The 23,546-nt window shown below is 55.2% G+C and carries 17 protein-coding genes; 12 read left to right on the top strand and 5 right to left on the bottom strand.

The features are described 5' to 3' along the window. Positions 1 to 41 precede the first annotated feature (41 nt). The gene (locus V3314_RS10555; RefSeq protein WP_046615513.1) at positions 42 to 1,043 is read left to right on the top strand and encodes an NADP-dependent oxidoreductase; all 1,002 of its coding nucleotides are present in this window, start codon (positions 42 to 44) and stop codon (positions 1,041 to 1,043) included. Between the two features lie 186 nt (positions 1,044 to 1,229). Here the strand turns inward: V3314_RS10555 and pyrF are convergent, their stop codons facing one another. Further along, on the bottom strand, positions 1,230 to 1,931 hold the full coding sequence (gene pyrF, locus V3314_RS10550) for an orotidine-5'-phosphate decarboxylase (protein ID WP_010952851.1): 702 nt from the start codon (positions 1,929 to 1,931) through the stop codon (positions 1,230 to 1,232). 181 nt (positions 1,932 to 2,112) lie between these two features. Here pyrF and V3314_RS10545 point away from each other — a divergent pair, with 181 nt between their 5' ends. After that, the gene (locus V3314_RS10545) at positions 2,113 to 2,280 is read left to right on the top strand and encodes a DUF2897 family protein (RefSeq protein WP_010952850.1); all 168 of its coding nucleotides are present in this window, start codon (positions 2,113 to 2,115) and stop codon (positions 2,278 to 2,280) included. Positions 2,281 to 2,517: 237 nt separating this feature from the next. Here V3314_RS10545 and V3314_RS10540 read toward each other — a convergent pair whose 3' ends face one another. After that, complete coding sequence (locus tag V3314_RS10540; RefSeq protein ID WP_024086485.1) at positions 2,518 to 2,853, bottom strand: ComEA family DNA-binding protein; 336 nt, start codon at positions 2,851 to 2,853, stop codon at positions 2,518 to 2,520. A 692-nt stretch (positions 2,854 to 3,545) separates the two neighbouring features. On the opposite strand from V3314_RS10540, the gene wecB reads away from it, so the two are divergent. The 10 genes from wecB (at position 3,546) to V3314_RS10490 (ending at position 20,590) form a co-directional block, all read left to right on the top strand. After that, complete coding sequence (gene wecB / locus V3314_RS10535; protein WP_085601049.1) at positions 3,546 to 4,688, top strand: UDP-N-acetylglucosamine 2-epimerase (non-hydrolyzing); 1,143 nt, start codon at positions 3,546 to 3,548, stop codon at positions 4,686 to 4,688. Further along, positions 4,685 to 5,947 (top strand): UDP-N-acetyl-D-mannosamine dehydrogenase, encoded by a 1,263-nt coding sequence (wecC, locus tag V3314_RS10530; RefSeq protein WP_153671208.1) that lies wholly within the window; start codon positions 4,685 to 4,687, stop codon positions 5,945 to 5,947. Before wecB ends, wecC begins: the two co-directional genes overlap by 4 nt. A gap of 13 nt (positions 5,948 to 5,960) precedes the next feature. After that, positions 5,961 to 11,291: a glycosyltransferase gene (locus V3314_RS10525; RefSeq protein WP_322493214.1), complete on the top strand. Its 5,331-nt coding sequence runs from the start codon at positions 5,961 to 5,963 to the stop codon at positions 11,289 to 11,291. Between the two features lie 7 nt (positions 11,292 to 11,298). Next, on the top strand, positions 11,299 to 12,996 hold the full coding sequence (locus V3314_RS10520; RefSeq protein ID WP_108480545.1) for a DUF6270 domain-containing protein: 1,698 nt from the start codon (positions 11,299 to 11,301) through the stop codon (positions 12,994 to 12,996). Between the two features lie 20 nt (positions 12,997 to 13,016). Then, complete coding sequence (locus V3314_RS10515) at positions 13,017 to 13,460, top strand: hypothetical protein (protein WP_196174060.1); 444 nt, start codon at positions 13,017 to 13,019, stop codon at positions 13,458 to 13,460. A gap of 43 nt (positions 13,461 to 13,503) precedes the next feature. Then, the gene (locus V3314_RS10510; protein WP_085601044.1) at positions 13,504 to 15,243 is read left to right on the top strand and encodes a hypothetical protein; all 1,740 of its coding nucleotides are present in this window, start codon (positions 13,504 to 13,506) and stop codon (positions 15,241 to 15,243) included. Next, positions 15,240 to 16,487 (top strand): glycosyltransferase family 4 protein, encoded by a 1,248-nt coding sequence (locus tag V3314_RS10505; protein WP_196174059.1) that lies wholly within the window; start codon positions 15,240 to 15,242, stop codon positions 16,485 to 16,487. Before V3314_RS10510 ends, V3314_RS10505 begins: the two co-directional genes overlap by 4 nt. Continuing rightward, complete coding sequence (locus tag V3314_RS10500) at positions 16,484 to 17,725, top strand: glycosyltransferase family 4 protein (protein ID WP_085601042.1); 1,242 nt, start codon at positions 16,484 to 16,486, stop codon at positions 17,723 to 17,725. The genes V3314_RS10505 and V3314_RS10500 overlap by 4 nt, the downstream gene beginning before the upstream one ends. 120 nt (positions 17,726 to 17,845) lie before the next feature. Further along, positions 17,846 to 19,048, top strand: a complete 1,203-nt coding sequence (locus V3314_RS10495) for an acyltransferase (protein ID WP_178081786.1) — start codon at positions 17,846 to 17,848, stop codon at positions 19,046 to 19,048. 399 nt (positions 19,049 to 19,447) lie between these two features. Further along, entirely contained in the window at positions 19,448 to 20,590 is a 1,143-nt protein-coding gene (locus V3314_RS10490; protein WP_322493216.1) for a DUF6270 domain-containing protein, read from the top strand. Between the two features lie 101 nt (positions 20,591 to 20,691). Here the strand turns inward: V3314_RS10490 and rfbA are convergent, their stop codons facing one another. From rfbA to rfbB, 3 genes are read right to left on the bottom strand one after another with little or no spacing between them, the layout of a single operon-like run. Next, a complete protein-coding gene (rfbA, locus tag V3314_RS10485; protein ID WP_046615523.1) occupies positions 20,692 to 21,573 on the bottom strand; it encodes a glucose-1-phosphate thymidylyltransferase RfbA in 882 nt (293 codons plus the stop codon). A gap of 5 nt (positions 21,574 to 21,578) precedes the next feature. Then, on the bottom strand, positions 21,579 to 22,475 hold the full coding sequence (gene rfbD / locus V3314_RS10480; protein ID WP_196174057.1) for a dTDP-4-dehydrorhamnose reductase: 897 nt from the start codon (positions 22,473 to 22,475) through the stop codon (positions 21,579 to 21,581). After that, the gene (gene rfbB / locus V3314_RS10475) at positions 22,472 to 23,542 is read right to left on the bottom strand and encodes a dTDP-glucose 4,6-dehydratase (RefSeq protein ID WP_085601039.1); all 1,071 of its coding nucleotides are present in this window, start codon (positions 23,540 to 23,542) and stop codon (positions 22,472 to 22,474) included. Before rfbB ends, rfbD begins: the two co-directional genes overlap by 4 nt. Between the last annotated feature and the right edge of the window lie 4 nt (positions 23,543 to 23,546).

Genomic DNA, 23,546 nt, shown 5'->3' with positions numbered 1-23,546 from the left:
AGATTTGACGCCTCCCCCTTCAATGCCTACGAGGACCCGCCATGACCAACACCAACCGCCGCTTCCTGCTCGCCAAACGCCCGGTCGGCGCCGTGCGCCGTGACGACTTCAGCTTCGAGACCGTGCCCGCCGAACAACCCGGCGAAGGCCAGGTGCTGGTGCGCAACCTGTACCTGTCGCTGGACCCGGCCATGCGCGGCTGGATGAACGAAGGCAAGTCCTACATCCCGCCCGTGGCCCTGGGCCAGGTGATGCGCGCGCTGGGCGTTGGCGAAGTGGTTGCCTCCAACCACCCCAATTACAAGCCGGGCGACCATGTAAGCGGCGCCCTTGGCGTGCAGGACTATTTCACTGGCGAACCCCAGGGCCTGCACAAGATCGACCCCAGCCTGGCGCCCCTGCCCCGCTATCTGTCGGCACTGGGCATGACCGGCATGACCGCCTACTTCGCACTGCTGGACGTCGGCCAGCCCAAGGCCGGTGACACCGTGGTCATTTCCGGCGCGGCCGGCGCGGTGGGCAGCATTGTCGGGCAAATTGCCAAGATCAAAGGCTGCCGAGTGGTCGGCATTGCAGGTGGTGCCGAGAAGTGCCAGTACCTGAAGGACGAACTGGGCTTTGACGGGGTGATCGACTACAAAGCCGAAGACGTGCTGGCCGGCCTGAAGCGCGAATGCCCCAAAGGCGTGGATGTGTACTTCGACAACGTCGGCGGCGACATCCTCGACGCCGTGCTGACCCGCATCAACTTCAAGGCACGCATCGTGATTTGCGGCGCGATCAGCCAGTACAACAACAAGGAAGCGGTGAAAGGCCCGGCCAACTACCTGTCGCTGCTGGTAAACCGCGCGCGCATGGAAGGCTTTGTGGTGATGGATTACACCAAGGACTACGGCAAGGCCGCGCTGGAGATTGCCGGGTGGCTGGCCAGTGGGCAGGTGAAGAGCAAGGAGGATGTGGTCGAAGGGCTGGAGACCTTCCCCGAGACCTTGCTGAAGCTGTTCAGTGGGGAGAACTTTGGCAAGTTGGTGCTCAAGGTTTGAGACTGAGGTAGCCAACACTGGCGTCATCGCCGAAAGCTCCTACAGGTACAGCGCCACCCCTTGAGCCCGACGCTGTACCTTGGGAGCCGGCTTGCCGGCGATCGCCGTCGAAGGCGGTGCCATGTAACAAGCCAAATAAAAAAGGCCAGCACTCTCGTGCTGGCCTTTTTTCACAACGCGGGCTACCTACCCACGAATCTCCGCCACAACCGCAGCCAACGCCTGCGCCGGGTCGGCAGCCTGGCTGATCGGGCGGCCGATCACCAGGTAGTCCGAACCTGCATCCAGTGCCTGGCGCGGGGTGAGGATACGGCGCTGGTCATCCTGCGCACTGCCTGCCGGGCGAATGCCCGGGGTAACCAGCTGCAGCGACGGGTGCGCCGCCTTCAGCGCCGGGGCCTCCAGCGCCGAGCACACCAAACCGTCCATGCCAGCCTTCTCGGCCAGCGCCGCCAGGCGCAGCACCTGCTCTTGCGGGTCGACATCCAGGCCGATACCGGCCAGGTCTTCACGCTCCATGCTGGTCAGCACGGTCACACCAATCAGCAACGGTTGCGGGCCGCTGCGCTTGGCCAGCTCTTCACGGCAGGCCGCCATCATGCGCAGGCCACCGGAGCAATGCACGTTCACCATCCATACGCCCATCTCGGCCGCAGCCTTCACCGCCATGGCGGTGGTGTTGGGGATGTCGTGGAACTTGAGGTCCAGGAACACTTCGAAGCCCTTGTCGCACAGGGTTTCGACAATGCCCGAAGCGCTGCTTGTGAACAGCTCCTTGCCAACCTTCACCCGGCACAGCGCAGGGTCAAGCTGGTCAGCCAGCTTCAGGGCGGCCTCACGGGTAGGGAAATCCAGGGCGACGATCAGGGGCGTCTGGCAGGCGGACATGGGCAGGGTCTCTTGGCAAGTCGAAAACGGCGCGCATTGTAAACGAAGTGGCGCAGGCTTTGGGGCCCGCGGGTCACGGAATTGGCCCGACAGTGGCTGGCTCCTATAATTGAACCAACGGAACGGGCAATTGCTCAACATTTGTACAAGCGCTGCCCATCACCAGCAAAGGAGAACGACAATGCCCTGGTATGCCTGGCTGATACTCATCATAGCCCTCGGCTCGATCGTCGGCGGGCTGATGCTGCTGCGCGACACGGCAAAAAAACTGCCACTGACCGAAGAACAGCTGCGCAAGGTGCATGAGCGCAATGCCGAAGCGGATGCCAAGGATGCGCAGGACCGCTAGCCTGCCTGTCGGCGCTGGCACGGTCTGACCGGCTGATACATAACTCATTGAATCAGCAGGGTCCCTGTGAGAGCGGCTTTAGCCGCGAATACCGGCGCAGCCGGAGCCATGCACCGCGTTTGGTTCTTCGCGGCTAAAGCCGCTCCCACAGGGTACGCGGACCGCTATCGAATTCAGTTCTCTCAATTGAATCTTCATGAAAGTCAGGGCCAGGACGTAAACCCCAGCCCCTCCCCCTTATTCCACCATCACCTTGTCCCGGTTACGCTCCAGCAACGCATTGCCAATCCCCTTGATCTCCAGCAGCTCATCCACCGAAGCAAACGGCCCATTGGCCTCCCGGTAGGCCACTATGGCCTCAGCCTTGGCCTTCCCTATCCCGTTCAGCTCCTTCTGCAAAGTAAGCGCATCAGCCGTGTTCAGGTCCAGCCGCTGCGGCTGCTGGGCCTGCTGCTGGGTTACCACCGGCACCGGCTCGGCCACCGCCGTGGTGCTGGCCGGGGCAGCGCTAAGGGAAAAGGACAGGCTGGCGAACAGCGGCAGCAGCAGGTACGACAGAACGTTGTTACGCATGGTGAACACTCCTGGGTTGGTCATTTTCCAGCAGCCGGTTTCCTTCGGCTGCGCAATCAACCCTAGCGGCTCTGCCATTTTGCAAAAAGGCTCTTGACCCGGTTAATCGTTACCGAATCCAACATTAAAAAAAGCAACTTCGCCCACCCAAAAAGCAATGGCATTACGCCATATTTCAGGATAAGTTCATGAAACAAAGGCGATAGCAAATCGCCGCTAGGTAAATTCCCGTTTAACCTAGGTTTCATTCAGACCAAAAGCTGTTGTTTTTCCCACAAGCCTTGCCGGACAAGGCCCCAGCCCATTCGTCGTATGTCTCGGTTGTATTGACTTTATTGGCATGATGCCTGAATAACATCAAACAATCGTTTTTTTTGATGCAACTTTCAAAAATAGGATCCAATCCCCCGATAGATAGGGGCAAATTCGGACGATCAGCGGAAAAAAACGTGCCACACGGGATGTCATCTTGATGACGAAATGATAAATTTGCGGGCATTGGACAACCGCTACGCTTGAAGGATCCGAGCCACATGAATTTTTCTTCACCACCTTCAAAGCCCCCCGTTCGCGCTTGCGTGTGTGGAGCCCCCTAGGCCACTCCCCCCGGCCGATTTGCGCAATACCTGTGATCTGCACCCCGTAAACACCAGATCCAATCGCCTTTACTCAATACACAGAAGACCGTCGCCGTGTCCCTCAAGACCCTCACCGTATTTGGCACCCGCCCAGAGGCCATCAAAATGGCCCCCCTGGCCCTCAACCTTGCCCAAGACGACCGTTTCGAGTCGCGTGTTTGCGTAACTGGCCAGCACCGCCAGATGCTCGACCAGGTACTGGAGCTGTTCGAGATCACGCCCGACTATGACTTGAACATCATGAAGCCCGGCCAGGACCTGACCGATGTGACCACAGCCATCCTGCAGGGTCTCAAGCCTGTGCTGGCCGAGTTCAAGCCCGACGTGGTACTGGTGCACGGCGACACCGCAACAACCCTGGCCACCAGCCTGGCCGCGTACTACCAGCAGATTCCGATTGCCCACGTGGAAGCCGGCCTGCGCACTGGCAACCTGTATTCGCCATGGCCGGAAGAAGGCAACCGCCGCCTGACCGGCGCGCTGGCCGCCCTGCACTTCGCGCCCACCTCCACCTCTCAGGACAACCTGCTGCGTGAAGGTACAGACGCCGCGACCATCTACACCACCGGCAACACCGTAATCGACGCGCTGCTGGAAGTGGTCCGCAAGCTGGAAAGCCCCGAGCTGAAAACCCAGTTCGAAAACCAGTTCAGCTTCCTGAACCCTGAGCGCCGCATGGTGCTGGTCACCGGCCACCGCCGCGAAAACTTTGGTGGCGGTTTCGAGCGCATCTGCCAGGCGCTGGTGCAAACCGCGCGTCAATTCCCTGACGTGGACATCGTCTATCCGGTACACCTCAACCCGAACGTGCGCGAACCTGTCAACCGTCTGCTGGCCGACGTCAACAACATTCACCTGATCGAGCCGCTGGATTACCTGCCGTTCGTTTACCTGATGACCCGCTCCTACCTGATCCTGACCGACTCCGGCGGCATCCAGGAAGAAGCCCCAGCGCTGGGCAAGCCGGTACTGGTCATGCGTGACACCACCGAGCGCCCGGAAGCCGTGGCCGCCGGTACCGTCAAGCTGGTGGGCACCGACGTGGAATCGATCACCGAAAACCTGGCGAAACTTCTGACCGACGATGCGACCTATCGCGAGATGAGCTTTGCCCACAACCCCTACGGCGATGGAAAAGCGTGCGCGCGAATCCTCGACGCACTTTCCAACTTCTCCCGTTCCAAGGAAGTAGCATGAGCTTCAACAAGATTTCCGTCGTAGGCCTGGGCTATATCGGGCTGCCAACCGCCGCCGTTTTCGCCGCTCGCAAGAAGCACGTGATCGGCATCGATGTAAACCAGCACGCAGTCGATACCATCAATCGTGGTGAAATCCACATCGTCGAGCCTGAGCTGGACATGGTGGTACACGCTGCCGTGACCGAGGGCTTCCTGCGCGCCTCCACCGTTCCGGAAGCTGCCGATGCCTTCCTGATCGCCGTGCCAACCCCGTTCATGGATGACCACCAGCCGGACCTGAGCTACATCGAGTCCGCCAGCAAGGCCATCGCGCCCGTGCTGAAAAAGGGTGACCTGGTCATCCTGGAATCCACCTCCCCTGTCGGCGCTACCGAGCAGATGGCCTTCTGGCTGGCCCAGGCCCGCCCGGACCTGACCTTCCCGCAAACCCACGGTGAAGACTCCGATATCCGCGTTGCCCACTGCCCTGAGCGCGTGCTGCCAGGCCACGTGTTGCGCGAGCTGGTGGAAAACGACCGCATCATCGGCGGCATGACCAGGAAGTGCTCTGAAGCGGCCGTACGCCTGTACCGGACCTTCGTTGAAGGCGAGTGCATCGTCACCAACGCCCGCACCGCGGAAATGTGCAAGCTGACCGAAAACAGCTTCCGCGACGTGAACATTGCCTTCGCCAACGAACTGTCGATCATCTGCGACAAGCTGGACATCGACGTGTGGGAGCTGATTCGCCTGGCCAACCACCACCCGCGCGTCAACATTCTGCAGCCAGGCCCAGGCGTGGGCGGCCACTGCATTGCCGTCGACCCATGGTTCATCGTCAGCCAGACCCCAGAGCAGGCGCGCCTGATCCGCACCGCCCGCGTGGTCAACGACAGCAAGCCTGAGTGGGTGATCGACAAGGTCAAGATGGCCCTGGCCAACTTCCTGATCAAGAACCCGGGCAAGTCGGCCCAGCAAGTAAAAATCGCCTGCTACGGCCTGGCCTTCAAGGCCGACATCGACGACCTGCGCGAAAGCCCTGCCCTGAGCATTGCCGAGCGCCTGGGCAACGAGCTGGAAGCCACCTTGCAACTGGTCGAGCCGAACATCGAAGCCCTGCCACAGCGCCTGGCGCGCCACGAGCACGTGGACTTCGACTTTGCCCAGGACAGCGCCGACATCCACGTACTGCTAGTGAAGCACCGCGAATTCCGCGGCACCTTCAACGTGCGCGACGCGGCATTCGTGATCGACGCCGCCGGCGTTACCCAGGCTTGATGGAGCAAAGCGCATGAACAACCCCACGCTTGAGAAACCTACCGTGAACACAGAGCTGCCTTCACCTCTGGCCGATATTCATGACCGTGTGATGGAAGCCTATTACGGCAAGCTGGGGGAGCAGTTCATGCGGGAAACGCAGTCCCGCATCCATTGGATCTGCGCCCAGGTCAAAGGGCGCCGGATCCTGGATGTCGGCTGCTCGCAGGGCATCGTGCCCCTGCTGCTGGCACGTGAAGGCTGCCAGGTCACCGGTGTGGATACCAGCCCGCAGGCCATATCAGAGGCCAAGGGCTACCTGTCTGCGGAACCGGCCCACATCCAGCAGAACGTCACGTATATAAATTCAGACTTCCTCGCGCTGGACACGCTCGAGGTTGAGCCGGAAACCATTGTCATCAGCGAAGTGCTCGAACACCTGGTGCGACCGGAGCTGTTCGTCGAAAAGGCCCACGACCTGCTCAAGCAGGGTGGCCGCCTGGTGATTACCGTACCGTTCGGGGTCAATGACTTCATTGACCACAAGCACACGTTCTACCTGATGGAACCGTTCCGGTTGCTGGCCGAGCACTTGCAGATTGTCGAAGTCAAGGTGCTCGGCAAGTGGCTGGGCATCGTAGCGGTGAAAAGCGAAACGCATAAACCAGGTGTAATCGACTCGCTGACTGTTGATCGGGTTCGTGATCTGGAAAAAGCATTCGAAGCCATCGAGCGCACGTTGCGTGGAAATCTCGGGGCCATCAGCAAGCGTCTGGATGAAGCGAACAAGAAGTACCGCAGCGCTACTGAGCAGATCGCCCAGCTCAAACCGGAAGCCCAAAAGGCTGATGCGCTTGCCAAACAGTTGCAAAACCGTGAAGCAGACATTGCCACATTGCAAAAAACCAACCAGGAATGCCTCGACACCAAGGCTCAGATTGCTCATGAGCTTGATGAGGTCAAGCAGCGGCTGGTGGAAGCCAACAAAAAGTATCGTTTAGCTACCGAACAATATGGCCTGCTGGAACAGAAATTCGTGGCGGTTGAGGAGGCTCACACAAAAAGCCTCGCAGACGCGGAACAGCGATACGAGAAGCTCCAGAATCAGCACGCCGAAACACAAAGGCAATTGACGGAGGCTTCCGAGGAACTGCGGGGGGCCGCAGAGAAGCTACTGGCGCAGGAAAAGCAGTTCAAGGCTGCAAACGATCAGTTGGCTCAGGCGCGGGAAGTCATTGATAGCCATATCGCCACCATCACCGACTTGCGCGCTCATCAAGCTGCATTGGAAGCTCAACTGCAGTTGATGAACGACGCGCAAGCGCAGAGCCTGCGTGAGCATAGCGCCCAGGCAAGCTCAATCAATGCCTTGGTTGAACAACGTTCCCAGTTGGAAGACCAGTTGCAGTTAATGAACGACGCTCAAGCACAAAGCCAGCGTGAGCATAGCGCTCAGGCAAGCTCAATCAATGCCTTGGTTGAACAACGTTCCCAGTTGGAAGACCAGTTGCATAAGCTGACACTCGCCAAAAATGAATCTGAAGAAGCGCGAGCGGCTCTGGCAGAAACCGTTGAGTCGCTTGGCCAGGCCAAAGACATGCTTGAAGAGCAGCTGTTGCTTGAAAGCACCAGCCGCCAGGCAGCCGAGGCCAGCCTCGCTGCCACCAACGAACAATGGCAGAGTCTGCGCCAACAACTTGAATCTGAGATCAACTCGTCCAAGGCAGGCCTTGGCGCGGCAAACATGAAGTATCGCGCCCTGACAGGCGAACAAATCCCGCAGTTGAAGGCCAGCATCAGTCAATTGCTGGAACGCAGCGCCGCTCAGCAACGTAAGATCGACGAACTCAATGAAAACCTCGGTCGCGCTAACGCCCAGCGCAACCTGGCAGAGCAGCGCCTGGTGAAAACCCGCGCAAGCATGACCTATCAGCTTGGCTACCAGATCAAGAACAGCGCCACCTCACTGGGCGGCCTGGTCAAGCTGCCCGTACGCCTGCTGCGCCTGTACCGAAAAGCCAGCCAGCAACGCCAGCAAAACGAGCAGAAGCTGCTGGCCAACGAACCACGCAAGGCACTGCTGCCGCCGGCACCTGTGGTACAGGACGAGAACTACTTGAAACTGCCGGCGGCCCTGCCGACCAGCGAGCACAGCCGCACTACTCTGTTGCGCCAGGCTGATCAGCCTGTCAGTCGCCTGAAAGTGGCGTGCGTGATGGATGAGTTCACTTTCGGTTCCTACCGCTATGAATGCGACCTGATGCCGCTAACGCCAGCCAACTGGAAAGCAGAAATCGAAGCGTTTGGTCCAGAACTGCTGTTCATCGAGTCCGCCTGGCGCGGGAAGGATGACCTGTGGGGCAGCAAAGTTGGCCATAACGGCCAGGAACTGCAGGACATTCTGGCCTGGTGCCGTCAGAACAAGGTACCGACCGTTTTCTGGAACAAGGAAGACCCGGTTCACTTCGAAACCTTCCTGACCACTGCCAAGCAATTCGACCACGTATTCACCACCGATATCGACTGCATTCACCGTTATAAAGGTGCGCTCGGTCACGACCGCGTCTACCTGTTGCCGTTCGCCTGCCAGCCAGCGCTGCATAACCCGATCGAGTTGTACGAGCGCAAAGACGCCTTCTGCTTCGCTGGCGCCTACTACGCGCGTTACCCGGAGCGTACCCGCGACCTGGGTAATTTCGTCTGCGAGTTGCCGAAGTTCCGTCCGCTGGAAATCTTCGATCGCAACTTCGGCAAGAACGACGTCAATTACCAGTTCCCTGCGGAATACCAACCGTACATCGTCGGTACCCTGCCCTTCGAGAAAATCGACACGGCTTACAAGGGCTATCGCTACGCGATCAACCTGAACTCGATCAAGCAATCTCAATCGATGTTTGCCCGTCGCGTCTTCGAATTGCTCGGCTGCAACACCCTCACCGTGAGCAACTTCTCTCGCGGCGTACGCCTGCTGTTCGGTGACCTGGTTGTTACCACCGACAACGGCGAAGAAATGCTCCGCCGCCTGCAACTGCTGGCGGAAGACCCGCTGAACGCTGACAAACTGCGGCTGGCTGCCCTGCGCAAAGTAATGCAGGAGCATACCTACACTCAGCGCCTGGATTACGTGATGAGCAAGGTCACCGGTACCGCAAAGGCCCAGCGCCTGCCGGAGATTGTGGTCATCGGCGAAGCGCAAGACCGCGAGCAGTTCGATTTGTTGCGTGCCAACCTGGACCGCCAGACTTATAGCCAAGTACGAATGATCGTCATCAGCGATACCTACCAGAGCAGCATCGTCGGCGATGATCCACGCATCCAGGTGCTTAAGCCTGGCCAACTGAAAAAAACCTCGCTGGGTGAACTGGTTGGTAATGCACCTTGGATCGCCGCTTTTGTGCCTGGCGATTACTACGGCCCGAACTACCTGCTGGATCTGGCGCTAGCAACCCGCTACAGCCGCGCCCAAGTTGTCGGTAAAGCGGCCCACTTTACCTGCACAGGCCAAAGTGCTGAACTGCTTTCAAATGAACAAGCCTACCGCCCAACCCAGACACTGAACGCTCGCCGCTCGCTGGTTGCGAGCGGGATCGTTGCCAACCAGCAACTGCGTAGCTGGCTGAAGAGTCTGCCGACACTGCAATACACTCATGAGCAAGGCTTGGCCATCGACCCGTTCAACTATTGTGAGAACGGTGCTGCACACCCGGAGAGCATCAGCGCCAAGGTTAACGACCTTGAGCTGAATCTCGGCATGACTATCGATCAACTGCAAGCGCGCGCACAATCCATTCCCCCGCTAGAGATCAACCATGACGCGCCGGAAATCACGGGGCGCGGTTTGGCTGAGATGTTTGGAATCATCCGCAACAAGTTCGTTGACCTGGTCGTTGATGGCGATACCTGGCGCGTGCAATCCAAGCTGGCAGATGGCAAGCATGAGTACATCTACGCACAGCAGGAAGTCCGTGTAGATGAACTGGGCTGTGAAGATGGCCGCCTCAAGCTGTTTGTCGACTGCACGCCTGGCCTGAACCTGCAGTTGGTCGTGCTGTTCCTGGATGCCGACAAGCAGCGCATCAGCCACGTGATGCAACCTGCCAATCGTAATCAAACTTCCGATATTCCACCGGAAGCTGCCTACATTCGCTTCGGTCTGCGTGCCTACTCTGCGGGTAGCACCGAACTGAAGGCACTGGTCTTGGGACACCGCAACCTACAGCCATCTGAGATGATGGGCCGTGGAGAGCACTTGCTGCTGACCAACCACTACCCAGCTTACGCAGACCTGTACCGCAACAAATTTGTACATAGTCGAGTGTCGGCTTATCAGCAACAAGGCGTCGAAGTAGATGTTTTCCGCCTGCGTGACAACGAGACCGTGAGCTATCACGAGTTCCAGAACATCGATGTGGTGACCGGTTGCCGCTCGACCTTGGCAAAAATGCTTGAAAAGAACAACTACAAATCAATTCTCGTTCATTTCTTGGACGAAAATATGTGGAGTGTGCTGCACCCGCATCTGAATTCCACCCAGATCACTGTATGGGTCCATGGTGCTGAAATCCAACCATGGTGGCGCCGCGAATACAATTTCAGTACCGACGAACAACTGCAGTTGGGCAAGCTCGCCAGCGACAAACGCATGAGCTTCTGGCGTGAAATACTGCAGCCAATGCATAAGAATCTGAAGCTGGTTTTCGTTTCCCGCTATTTTGCAGAAGAAGTCATGGAGGACCTCGGCTTCCGCCTACCAGAAGGCCAGTACGAGATTATCCACAACCCCATCAATACCGAAAATTTTAACTACGTTCAGAAAACAATAGAACAGCGCAAAAACGTACTATCTATCCGCCCGTATACGTCGCGGACATATGCGAATGATCTGACCGTCAAAGCCATTGAGCTTTTGGCCGAAAAACCATGGTTCAAGGACATGACGTTCCGACTTGTGGGCGACGGGCCGTTGTTTGAAGAGACTCTCGCACCGCTGCGTTCTTACTCAAATGTGCACATCGAGCGCCGCTTCCTCAATCACGGGGAAATCGCCGCGCTGCATAAAGAGCACGGAGTATTCCTGTGCCCGAGCCGTATGGATACCCAAGGCGTATCCCGAGACGAAGCCATGGCCTCCGGGCTTGTCCCTGTCACTACCGGTGTGGCGGCAATCCCTGAGTTCGTGGACAAGGAAAGTGGTTTTGTCGTCGAGCCAGAAAGCGCGGTGCAACTGGCCGAGGCTCTTGAACGCTTATACATGGATCAAGCGCTGTTCTCTACCCTGTCGCGCCAAGCCGCGGAGCGCGTGCGCGGCCAAAGCGACTGGAAAAAGATGGCCGCCCTTGAACTGAACACATTCCGAGACGTTTGAAGTAAATATGAGCAAGTCTTTGAAACATTATGTTTTCACCAACTTTGGCATCGGAATCAAGGACGAACTGTGGCTGTCGTATCGACTGGAGATTTTCACTAATACGGTCTTTCCATCCCTCGCCAACCAAAGCAACAGAGACTTTGAGTGGACCATCTTCATTGACGAAGCTCTCCCTATCCTGCATCAAGCACGCCTGGAGGCTGCAATCATTGCATCCGGCTTGAACGCCAAGACGCTGAAGGTAAGCGACTATTCGCTAACCAGCAAAGAGGTGTCCAGGCTTCTAGCAAAAACTCACGAAGATATTGTGCTTACTTCGCGAATTGATGATGACGACTGCATTCATGAAGATGTAATCGCCACGATTCAACAGCATGCGCGCTCGAACGAGCACTCCGAAGAGATGTTACTGATTTCGCTGCACAACGGTTTGGAGTTCTTGCCGTCTGATGAGTGCTATCGCGCCGTCACCTATGACACTCTGGCCTTGGCGTTGACGCTCGTTGACAAAACTTGCGGAACCAAGACCCGGAGCATCACTCAGTATGCCCACCACTTGGTGGTAGATACGCTTAAACAGCAAGAAATCAACGCCAAGCACATCCTGCTGAAATCAAAGCAACCACTTTACACCTATACCAAACATCCTTTGAGTGACTCGTACTTCTTCGGTGCACGCGCACGGATTCTCGGCGACACAAACAAAACTAAAGGATTGAAAGAATCGCAACTGCGCTCATTCGGTTTGAATCAGCAGCGCCTGGATTTCCTGTCCGCGCTCCTCAAACAATCGCCGATAGGTATGCCGCATAAGTATCTTGAAAAACTTGGCAACGTGCGCAATCAGATCAAAGTCGAGCTCAACAAGGACACTGACCAGCCCAATGAATGCCTCGACGCCCTCATGGCACGGAAGGCAAAACTTGAACGCAAAGCTGTTCGACCGAACCCGGCAGGGCCACTTAAAGAGAAAATCCGAGTTGCAATCTTGGGATCCTGTGTCACTCGAGATCTGTTCGAGTTCCAGAAGAGCGCGCTCGGAGCGTTTGAAATCTGTTTCTATATGGCTCGCTCATCCGTCGTTTCCTGGATGGCACCGCCGTGCTTCGATCCAAAACTTGCTATAGACGCAAGCTCATTCGAAGGCAAGCGCTCTCACTGGGACCAGCACAAACTGCATTGGCAGCTTCTCGAGCAATCCCGTCCTGACATCGTGATCATTGATTTCATTGATGAACGGATTGGGATTGTTCAACACCTGAGCTCTCTCATGTCCGCCAGTGGGCCGTTGCTCAAAGCGTTGGAACGCAAAAGCATCCCTCATGAGATCAAGCGCCCTTGGAGTCCGGAAATAAAACAACTGCGAGAGTGGGCACTGCCTGCCTTCCTTGAGCGAGTCGCTAATATTTGCCCGAACATCTTCGTTCACAGAGCAGTATGGGCATACCAATACAAAACGGAATCAGGCCTTGAAAGTTTCAAGGGTGGTGAGTTTGAGAAGCTGATCGAATTGAACAACTCAGTCATCGACCCTCTGCTCGCAACGCTTGAAGACTCGGCAACGGCTGTCGAGCAGATCGGTGGTCTGGAAGCCGGGCTGGTCGCGGGCGGCGACCACAAGTGGGCTTTCTGCCCCTATCACTATGACAGTACCTACTACAAAACTGTTGCCAAGCAACTGCTTGCACGAATCATGAGTTAATCCGAAGGAACAATGGAAACATGAAAATCAAAACTGCTGCTTTGCTCTCCCTGCTCGCTCTCGTAATATCCGGCTGCGACCAACTATCGGGTGAGTCCAACAAAGCTGATAATCAGGCAGCAGAGGCAGTGCGGCCTTCACAGCCTAAAGCCGAACTAAACCTTGCTGATGGCTCGATTCTGCTGCTGAGTGCAGAGCACATGAAATCCTACGCAAAGCCCAATAGCGCAGGGAAATTAAGCATGCATGAGTACAGCTACACTACCGCTGACAAGCTGGCGGAAAACGACGTGTACATGCAATTGCAAAATGCAGGTTTTACTCGAAAAGTAATCAGCAACGACAGTAGCCAGTTCAAAGTCCAGTACTACAAAAAGGACCTGCCGGTAATTGGCGGCATCTACACCACTGTTAACAATAAAAACATTGCCACCATCGCAACTCTTTACTGGCAAGAAAAATGATCCAGCAAGCGTCGATTAAGCCCATTGAACGAAACATTCGCCGATGAAGCTTCAACACCATATTAAGTCGACGCTAGGCTGGTGCCTGTCGATAGGTATAAAACTGTTGCGGGTAGTACCCTTCACGACTATTACCGTGCAGATTACAACCCTGGCGAGCCAGATTTTTCTTCTGCTCGCCTTTTTCCTGCCTCTTAAGGTAATAATCTTATTAGGCTCCGAAAAAATACCGAATTACTTTCCCAGTGCCTTTCAAGCACTGAAAAAAAACCACCTGATTGTGTCACTTAGTGTGGCTGCAGCAGTCTGCTATGTACTCTACCTGCTTAGCGAGCTGTTGATCGCATACTGCTGTCGCCAAGGCGCGCGAACGTTGCTATTGCGTAGCGCCAAGTTAAATATAATTGAGAACCAGGAGAAAATCGCAGCCTATGCATACTCCAGGTTTACTCGCGCCATGGCGGGAGCTCTGTTTTTCTCCATTAGCGCTGTCGTCCTCCTAATAATTTATCCAAAATTACTTGCCATTATACTCGGATATACAGCTCTAATTACGCTCCTATGCGTAATTACTTATAACCTCAGCCCTGTTATTCAAGTACAGTTTCAACGAAACCACGGCAACATACTCAACGCACTGTCGGCCACTGGTTTTCTGCTGAGTTTTTTCTGTCTGGTTGCCGACTTCCTGTACTTCCCGCATCAACGCATCTTTCATGCAGTCATTGCGGTTCTCGTCATGCGCCAAGCCTTACAACGCCTGACCGGCATGGTGCAAGACGTAGTCAGCTTGCGTATGCAACATCGCCAGATCAATGCCATGTTTTTCCAGTCCCAACCTTTGCTCGAGCAACGTCAGAATAACCATCAACTCGAATGTCTGCTTAGCCCATCAAGCCGCGAGGCTTGGGTAGAAAAGCTGATGGACCAAGCGGGTATCGATACTCAGAATGGTCTGAAAATCAGTTGGCACCAGATTGATGCAGTTGATGTCTATGCATTTCACATCACCATTCTAGGTAACGAGAAACCTCAAGAATACTTGGCCAAGCTGTTCGGCAATAATATCGCCACTTTGGCCGAGCAGGAGCGTTTGCTCTTTCAGTACCAACCACACTTGCCATCACTCGAGTGGCTAGGGCATTACCTACTGCAGGGGATCGATTGCCACCTCTTCCGCCTGGATGGCCACAAGAAGCTTATCCGTCGTCAGATTGGCGATGGCGTTGTCGCAATCAGCGAGCAGCTCCTCTACTGCGAGCCAGCAAGCGAACTGATATTGCGCTTCAGCCGTACCCGTCCCTACTTGGAGCAACGACTTGATAGGGGCATGATAGAGCCCCTACGTTTCGTATGTTCGACTCCGGAAGAAGCAGAAAAGGTAGAGCGTCTTCTCGACTCTTTCGAGCTCATTATAAAAAAACTTTGCGCCTTACCTCGGCAGATCGTCTCACTCGATATCACTTCAGAGGCCCTACTCATTTCTGCCTCGCAACAATACCATCTGAGCCATTGGAGCAACTGGCGCATCGAAGCAGTAGGAAGTAACTGGCCCGTGATTGAAAAAGAGCGTTTTTACAAGGCAATCGAAATTGCGCGCAGCAGCCGTCCGAGCTTAGTAAATACAACTACCGCTGACATTGTACTGTCGGCATTCATGTACAGCTTTGAAAGGTTCCTGCTAAGAAAGGACTATCCAGCTGCTTTCAAGTTGCTGGATGACATTCTTGCCGCAACTGAGGCAGAAAAACCACTAGAACTCAGGCAGGAGTCCGCTCAATGAAAAAAATCGCTATGATCGTCTGGAATGAGTTTCTTAATGACGCTCGAGTGCTCAAGGAAGCTCAGACATTACAGCACGCAGGATATCAGGTCCGTGTTTTCGCCTTGCACACGCCCGGCATCACACCGCAGCAAGAGCGCCTCGAAGACGGAATTGAAGTCTTCCGCGTGGCGCGCAGCCCGCTGTGGCGATTGCGCAAAAACAAAATCGTGTCCGCGCCCTCCTCTCAGGCCATTAAAACTCAAGGGCCGATTAGCAAATTGGGCATCAAGCATCAAATATTGCGTCTCATTGCCCGAGCCTGGACTCACACAGCCCTGCTCGTACACATGGTCCGTTATGGCGCAAGCGTGGTGCACTCTCACGACGTAAACACACTACCAACTGCATGGTTGGTCTCTCGTATCAGCCGTGCCCGCTTGGTCTATGATGCACATGAAATAAGCACAAGCCGAGAAGGTTACGATAGCTTCCGCCGCTTGGTGGGGATAGTTGAGAAACACCTTATGCCCACAGCAGATGGTACTATCACTACCACGGATGCTCGCGCCAAGTATTTTGCCCGGGCATATCACGTCATACGCCCGACGGTATTGCAGAACCGGCCACGGTTGACGCGCAGCCCTCCCACAAATCGGATTCGTGAAGAGCTTGGGCTTACTGAGCAATGGCCGATCATTATCTATCAAGGTGGCCTGCAACAAGGTCGCGGACTCGAGAAGCTTATTCGTACCGCAGTTAACGTACCAGATGCCTATTTCGTGCTTATCGGAGGGGGACGCCTGACCCACAATCTGAGCCTGCTCATTGAAGACCTTGAGTTGCATGACCGAGTACGCATCATACCCACGGTCCCGCTGGCAGAACTCCCGAGCTACACGGCCTCCGCTGATATCGGCGTACAACCCATTGAGAACACCTGCCTTAACCACTACACCACAGACTCGAATAAATTATTCGAGTACATCATCGCCGGCTTACCCGTAGTGGCAACGGACTTCCCGGAAATCCGTCGGATCGTGCGCAGACATGATGTAGGTGTCCTCGTTGCATCTGATGATCCAACTGGCCTTGCACATGCTCTTAACGTATTGGTCTCGGATGCCAAATTGCGTGAGGCCTATGCGCAAAACGCACGCTCGACTGCTGGCACTTTAAACTGGGAGGAGCAGGAGTCGCGCTTGGTGGATTTGTATCAAAAGGTTCTCTCTGCTGCACCACACTCATCCCAGGCAAGATCATGACCACGCGGATCCTCCTGCTGAGTTTTTACTATCCGCCGGACCTTTCTGCGGGCTCATTTCGTGCCGAAGCGCTTGTCAATGCGCTTCGTGCCGAACTTGGTGACCTTATAGAAATTGAAGTTGTTACCACTCAACCGAACCGGTACCACTCTTTCACTGCAAACGCGGTCAGCATTGAGCGCCTGCCGCTACTGACCATCAGACGGATTGATGTGCCTGCACATCGCAGTGGTATCAGGGACCAAGCGCAATCATTTGCAAGCTTCGCGATCAATGCCCTTAAGATTACCCGTCATAAGAAGTACGACCTTGTTTTTGCTACCTCTTCTAGGTTGATGACAGCTTTTCTGGGCGCCATGATCGCAAAACGCAACGGATGTGGGCTCTATCTCGATATTCGGGACATCTTTGTCGACACTTTGCGCGAACTATTGCCGTCACGTTGGGGCAAGTTGGCGGCGTCCATCTTTTCTCCAATAGAGCGATGGACAGTCAAGCAAGCGACGAGGATCAACCTAATCTCCCCAGGCTTTTTACCATATTTTACAACTCGTTATCCTGGACGTAAGTTCACGCTTTATACCAATGGTGTAGATGATCTATTCATTGAGCACTCGCAGGCGTCCCAGCTACCCTCACCCGAAAAGAGCCCGCAGCGGTTACAGGTGGTCTATGCTGGAAATATCGGCACAGGGCAAGGGCTACATCAGATTCTCCCAGAATTGGCCATACGCTTGACTGATAAAGTTGAATTTCATCTGATAGGCGCCGGCGGTGCCTTAGAGACCTTGAAAAAGGCGCTTGAACATGCAGAGGTAGAAAACGTGCGCATATCGCCGCCGATGAAGCGCGATCAACTGCTGCGGGTTTATCATCAAGCTGACGTTCTATTTTTACACCTCAATAACCTCAAGGCCTTCCGACGTGTATTGCCTTCCAAGCTTTTCGAGTATGCCGCAACTGATAAGCCAATTTGGGGTGGATTGTCAGGCTACGCAGGCCGATTCGCGCAGAAAAGGATCACGAATGTGGCATTGTTCCCGCCCTGCGATGTCGAGGCGGCAATCCAGGCATTGCAGCGGTTGGAGATAAAGAAGACATCTCGCCTTGATTTCGTGCAACAATTCTCACGTCGCTCGATCAAGAAAAAAATGGCGCAAGATGTTCTGCAAATCTCTCCCAAATACCTTTCTCGGTCATCATGCACGAACCTGAGTACTTTGCCCGAGAATGACTGATTTCTGGCAACCGCTGGCATAAGAGTATCGCTATCGATTTCATTCCCAGCGCATCTAAATTGATTGCTATCCAAGCACAACCATAGGATTGAAATAAAAATGACAAGCGGACTTCATAAAATGAGTCTGTCCAAGTTGGATGGGATCCGCGGTCTTGCCGCAGTGATCGTGATTTTTTCTCATGCGCTGTTCTGGTACTACCCGGCAATGCATCTGGGCGTACGTACCAAAGGCCGCCCGCTAGACGGAATCGAATGGTTTGATAGCCCGTTTTCTTTCTTCTATCGTGGTGGTTTCTCCGTATCAATGTTTTTCATTCTAAGCGGATTAGTACTTACCTATAGTATTTCACGGCACACCGACGTGCTTGATTCAATTCGCAAAGCATCAGTTAAACGCTATATCCGCTTAGGCGTGCCTGTCGCTGCGTCTGTCCTTATCGGATGCATCCTGATGAAGCTTGGCGTTTATGAAGCTCCGAATATCAGCCCGACCCCGGTTCTTTCAACGCCATATCTGTTCAATGCCACATGGAACGGCGCCATTCGTGACGCTATTTATGGCGCTTTGGCTTTGGGCGACAGCCGCTACAACTATGTACTTTGGACCATCCAGATAGAACTAATAGGATCTTTCGCCATCTTTGCCGCATTCGCACTTTTTGGTGGCAATGCTTTGGTCTACCGTATTTTCTGTATCGCCGCGTTCCTCGCACTATCTGCGTCCACAAACAAAACGGCCATGTACACATCGCTCTTTTTTCTCGGCTCGATGCTAATCACGTTTAGATTCGATGAGGAAAAAATCAGCGCCACGCGAACTGCAATATGTTTGATCGGCTTGTTCGTTGGGCTGTACTTGGCTGGCTTTCATTCTGCAAGCGCTTCTTACGCAATTCTCGGCAATATGACCCGTTCCCTGTCAGCCATAACCGGCTATCAGCCTTCCTGGCTATTGATCATACCTGCATTCGGAGGTTTGATTATTTTGCTAAGCGTACTGAACGCACAACGCGCATTCGCTATTTTGGACAGCGCGCCTATGAAGTGGCTCGGCAAGCTCTCATTCTCTCTTTATCTGCTACATACCTTTATCCTAGTTGTGGTGGCTCAATTCTTCTGCAAGCATCTCGGAATGAGTTTTGCCGCCATGACACTGACATTAGTCACAACAATAGCCCTGACCCTTTTAGCCTCCTATTTCTTCTATTTAAAAGTTGACTTGCCCGCTATTGCTTTAGCAAACAAATTTTCCTCTCTTTTACTGGATCAGAAATCCAAATCTCCGAAAGTCTTATCCGAACAACAGCCGACGCAAGCCTGAATCCAATAGTGAGGACGAGCGCTCCACGAACCCCAAATGGTCGGAGCGCTTAGCTATGCAATTGAGGTGTGCACGTACGCAGCGGAAGAGCTTCATAAGCGTCCACTGGCGACGCTTTCGACTGAGTTGCTCTTTCGCAGCAACGTGCCTGCACAATGATAGCGTCAAGCAAAGCGACCGCTTCGAGGGCAATTAGTTCAAATTATCTTCAACTAGGTCAGCATTGATCTAGTGTCTGCTTGAGCCTGCCCGCCCTCGTAGAAAATGGTCAGCAGATCACAGAGCATGCGTTGCATTCCTAAGCCGCTTATGGATAATGAGATCCCTGCTACCGTTACGCGACATCTTGGATATTGCCGAGTTGTCATCAACACTGGGCATGGAGCGACCTGAAATTAGGTGATAGGCCTGACGGAACAGGCCTCCATAAAGCAAGAAAAAAGGCTGAAGAAGATAGTGATCAAAAACTTGATGATTTACGGCAGCTGCGTATCTAGAGATATATTCAATCTAGAGGATAGCCGAGCATTTAAGTTAACTGAATATTTCGCAAGATCTTCAATGGCTTCACTATGCAGTGCATCATACGAAAATGAGAAAGCGCTAAATCGTATCCCATCCGCATTCAGAAGACGGATGGTTGCATACGATTTTTCCAAGCAAATCCTCACTCAGACGGAAGCGATTCAAGCCGCTGATATAATACTGATCGATCTAATTGATGAACGTTTCGATCTTGTGGCTCTGCCATCCGGACAAATTATTACGAAATCAAGCGAATTAGTTGAAAGCGGCCTACTGACGGACGGCAGCGTCGATCGTTTCAGACTAATCAAGTCTGGATCATCTGAGCACCGCGCGCTATGGCTTCAAGGAATGCACAAGTTTATCGAAGCCATAGCACAACAAAACAAACTTCATTGCGTCGTAGTTAACAAAGTGCATTGGGCCTCACGCTTTGAAAACACCAGCAACACAAACTTCCCAGTTTCTTTAGCGACAATTGAAAAAGCCAACCGCGAACTGGACTGGATGTATGACGAACTGGCCAGGAAGTTGGAAAAAAATCAATTTTTGCACTTCCCACCCCAGCTTTTTTCGTCAGATGAACATCACCGCTGGGGCGTGTCTCCCTTCCACTATTGCGAGCAATACTATAAAGAAGCTCTCACACAGCTGAAGTCAATCGCATTTGCGAATAGTTCCTTTGAATCAGTGCCCGAATCTACGCCGAAGGACTCACTGCTTATTTCTGAAGGAGCAACGATTACCGTAACTGCCAAAAAGTCAGAGCAAGGCATCTTTGCGCATTGCTCACTTATAATGAATGGAAGAATGCACGAGAGCGGGATCTTCGCATTTTACTTGCTAGTGGACGGAAAAAAACATGACATTCGCTGGTACGAAGCGTCACAGAGCGTTCATTTCCCTATTCCTGATATATCTGGAGAATTGAGCATAATGGCCTTCTACCAAGACTCTCTAGGCGAAAGAGTCTCTTGTAAATGTATCGTAAAGCCCTTGAACGACCTCACGGAATAGCCTCTGCATGGGCGACAAAAGGCGCCCTCTCCCAATCAAGCTTTGATTATAAGGCACGCCCCCTCAAGACCTCACTCTCAAGGGGCGAGCCCCAGCACCTCTCAATAAACCCTATCCCCCACCAACCTCTTCAAATACTGCCCATACCCATTCTTAGCCAACGGCTCCGCCAGCTTCAACAACTGTTCCGCCCCAATCCACCCCTGCCTGTACGCCACCTCTTCCGGACAAGCCACCTTCAACCCCTGCCGCCGCTCAATGGTCGCGATATACCCACTAGCCTCGAGCAAAGAATCATGCGTCCCGGTATCCAGCCAGGCATACCCGCGCCCCATGATCTCCACCGACAACCGGTTCTGCTCCAGGTACACCCGGTTCAAATCGGTAATCTCCAGTTCACCCCGCGCAGACGGCTTGATCCCTTTGGCAATCTCGACCACGTCCTTGTCGTAGAAGTACAACCCGGTCACGGCATAACTGGACTTCGGCTTGGTCGGCTTTTCCTCCAGGCTGATTGCCTTGCCCTTCTCATCGAACTCGACCACGCCGTAACGCTCGGGGTCGTGCACGTGGTAGGCGAACACACTGGCGCCTTCGTCGCGATCCATGGCGTTGCGCAGCAGTTGCTGGAAGTCGTGGCCGTAATAGATGTTGTCGCCCAGCACCAGCGCCGACAGGTCGTTGCCGATGAATTCCTCACCGATCAGGAAGGCCTGTGCCAGGCCGTCTGGCGAGGCCTGCACGGCGTAGCTGATGTTGATGCCCCACTGGTGGCCGTCGCCCAGCAGTTGCTCGAAACGCGGGGTGTCCTGCGGGGTGGAGATGATCAGGATGTCCTGGATACCCGCCAGCATCAGGGTGGTCAGCGGGTAGTAGATCATCGGCTTGTCGTACACCGGCAGCAGCTGCTTGGAAATAGCCAGGGTCGCGGGGTGCAGACGGGTACCCGACCCGCCCGCCAGAATGATGCCTTTACGCTTCATAGTGGTCATTTCTCGTGTATTTCCGAAAGCATGCGAGCCACACCCAAGCGCCAGTCTGGCAGGGTCAGGGCAAAGGCTTGCTGCAGTTTATGGGTGTCCAGACGCGAATTGGCCGGCCGCTTGGCCGGGGTCGGGTAGGCGTCGGTGGTCAATGGGTTGACCTGTTCGGCGTGGGCTTTCAATGGCACACCCAGGGCCACTGCCTGCTCCAGCACATAACGAGCGTAGCCGCACCAGGTGGTTTCGCCGGCCGCCGCCAGGTGGTACAGGCCGGCCAGGGCCGGGTCGCGACGGGTGGCGGTGATGGCGTGGGCGGTGATGTCGGCGATCAGTTCAGCACCGGTCGGGGCGCCATGCTGGTCGTCGATAACGCCCAGGCTGTCGCGTTCCGCAGCCAGGCGCAGCATGGTCTTGGCGAAATTGTTGCCGCGAGCGGCATACACCCAGCAGGTGCGGAAGATCAGGTGCTGGCAACCGGCAGCCTGGATGGCCTGTTCGCCGGCCAGCTTGCTTTCGCCATAGGCATTCAGTGGGCCGACGCTGTCGTCTTCGCGCCAGGCTTGAGTGCCCTGCCCCGGGAACACGTAATCGGTAGAGTAATGCACCAGCAGTGCTCCGCAGTCGGCAGCGGCGCGGGCCAGCACGCCGACGGCTTCGGCATTAACCTTGAAGACTTGCTCGCGGTCGCTCTCCGCCTTGTCAACGGCGGTGTAGGCGGCGGCGTTGACGATTACATCGGGGGCGTAGGCGCGCACGGTTTCAGCCAGACCCGGCAGATTGGCCAGGTCGCCGCAGTGTGCCTTGCTGCGGGAATTGAGCGCCAGCACCTGGCCCAGCGGGGCCAGGCTGCGTTGCAGCTCCCAACCTACCTGGCCGTCCTTGCCCAGTAGCAGAATCTTCATGCCGAGCGCCCTGCGTAGTTCTTCTCTACCCAGTCGCGGTAGCTTCCAGACTGTACGTTCTGCACCCACTCCTGGTTGTCGAGGTACCAGGCCACGGTCTTGCGAATGCCGGTTTCGAAGGTTTCGGCAGGCTTCCAACCCAGTTCGCGCTCAAGCTTGCGGGCGTCGATGGCGTATCGACGGTCATGGCCTGGGCGGTCGGTCACGTAAGTGATCTGCTCGGCGTAGGGCTTGCCGTCGGCGCGGGGGCGCAGTTCGTCCAGCAGAGCGCACACGCGGTTGACGATCTCCAGGTTGGGCTTTTCGTTCCAGCCGCCCACGTTGTACACCTCGCCGGTCTTGCCAGCTTCCAGCACACGGCGGATGGCGCTGCAGTGGTCCTTGACGTACAGCCAATCGCGAATCTGCTGGCCGTCGCCGTATACCGGCAGCGGTTTGCCGGCCAGGGCGTTGACGATCATCAGCGGGATGAGCTTTTCCGGGAAGTGATAAGGGCCGTAGTTGTTCGAGCAATTGGTGGTTAGCACCGGCAGGCCGTAGGTGTGGTGGTACGAGCGCACCAGGTGGTCGCTGGCGGCCTTGCTGGCCGAGTACGGGCTGTTGGGCTGGTACTGGTGCGTTTCGGTGAAGGCAGGTTCGTCGGCGGCCAGCGAACCGTAAACTTCATCGGTGGACACATGCAGGAAACGGAACGCCTGGCGCGCCTGGTCATCCAGGCCGCCCCAGTAGGCGCGTACTGCTTCCAGCAGGCGGAAGGTGCCGACGATGTTGGTTTCGATGAAGTCTTCCGGGCCGTGGATCGAACGGTCGACGTGGGACTCGGCGGCAAAGTTGACGATGGCGCGTGGCTGGTGGGTTTTCAGCAGCTGGTCCACCAGCGCGGAATCACCAATGTCGCCATGCACGAAAATATGCCGCGCGTCACCCTGCAGGCTGCTCAGTGTCTGCAGGTTGCCTGCATAGGTGAGTTTGTCGAGGTTGACCACGGGCTCATCATTGCCGGCCAGCCAGTCCAGCACGAAGTTCGCGCCAATGAAGCCCGCACCACCAGTTACCAGAATAGTCATCGTT

Source organism: Pseudomonas sp. TE3-3-F2023 (assembly GCF_036784815.1).
In the GTDB taxonomy this organism is placed as follows: domain Bacteria; phylum Pseudomonadota; class Gammaproteobacteria; order Pseudomonadales; family Pseudomonadaceae; genus Aquipseudomonas; species Aquipseudomonas pudica.
The sequence above is the reverse complement of the archived record's forward strand: the minus strand, read 5'-3'. Positions and strand labels throughout refer to the sequence as shown.

What these genes read in the sequence shown, in the direction of transcription:
- V3314_RS10555 (WP_046615513.1), top strand. Translation starts at nt 42, where the DNA reads ATGACCAACACCAACCGCCGCTTCCTGCTCGCCAAACGCCCGGTCGGC.
- pyrF (WP_010952851.1), bottom strand. Translation starts at nt 1,931, where the DNA reads ATGTCCGCCTGCCAGACGCCCCTGATCGTCGCCCTGGATTTCCCTACC.
- V3314_RS10545 (WP_010952850.1), top strand. Translation starts at nt 2,113, where the DNA reads ATGCCCTGGTATGCCTGGCTGATACTCATCATAGCCCTCGGCTCGATC.
- V3314_RS10540 (WP_024086485.1), bottom strand. Translation starts at nt 2,853, where the DNA reads ATGCGTAACAACGTTCTGTCGTACCTGCTGCTGCCGCTGTTCGCCAGC.
- wecC (WP_153671208.1), top strand. Translation starts at nt 4,685, where the DNA reads ATGAGCTTCAACAAGATTTCCGTCGTAGGCCTGGGCTATATCGGGCTG.
- V3314_RS10525 (WP_322493214.1), top strand. Translation starts at nt 5,961, where the DNA reads ATGAACAACCCCACGCTTGAGAAACCTACCGTGAACACAGAGCTGCCT.
- V3314_RS10520 (WP_108480545.1), top strand. Translation starts at nt 11,299, where the DNA reads ATGAGCAAGTCTTTGAAACATTATGTTTTCACCAACTTTGGCATCGGA.
- V3314_RS10515 (WP_196174060.1), top strand. Translation starts at nt 13,017, where the DNA reads ATGAAAATCAAAACTGCTGCTTTGCTCTCCCTGCTCGCTCTCGTAATA.
- V3314_RS10510 (WP_085601044.1), top strand. Translation starts at nt 13,504, where the DNA reads ATGAAGCTTCAACACCATATTAAGTCGACGCTAGGCTGGTGCCTGTCG.
- V3314_RS10505 (WP_196174059.1), top strand. Translation starts at nt 15,240, where the DNA reads ATGAAAAAAATCGCTATGATCGTCTGGAATGAGTTTCTTAATGACGCT.
- V3314_RS10500 (WP_085601042.1), top strand. Translation starts at nt 16,484, where the DNA reads ATGACCACGCGGATCCTCCTGCTGAGTTTTTACTATCCGCCGGACCTT.
- V3314_RS10495 (WP_178081786.1), top strand. Translation starts at nt 17,846, where the DNA reads ATGAGTCTGTCCAAGTTGGATGGGATCCGCGGTCTTGCCGCAGTGATC.
- rfbA (WP_046615523.1), bottom strand. Translation starts at nt 21,573, where the DNA reads ATGAAGCGTAAAGGCATCATTCTGGCGGGCGGGTCGGGTACCCGTCTG.
- rfbD (WP_196174057.1), bottom strand. Translation starts at nt 22,475, where the DNA reads ATGAAGATTCTGCTACTGGGCAAGGACGGCCAGGTAGGTTGGGAGCTG.
- rfbB (WP_085601039.1), bottom strand. Translation starts at nt 23,542, where the DNA reads ATGACTATTCTGGTAACTGGTGGTGCGGGCTTCATTGGCGCGAACTTC.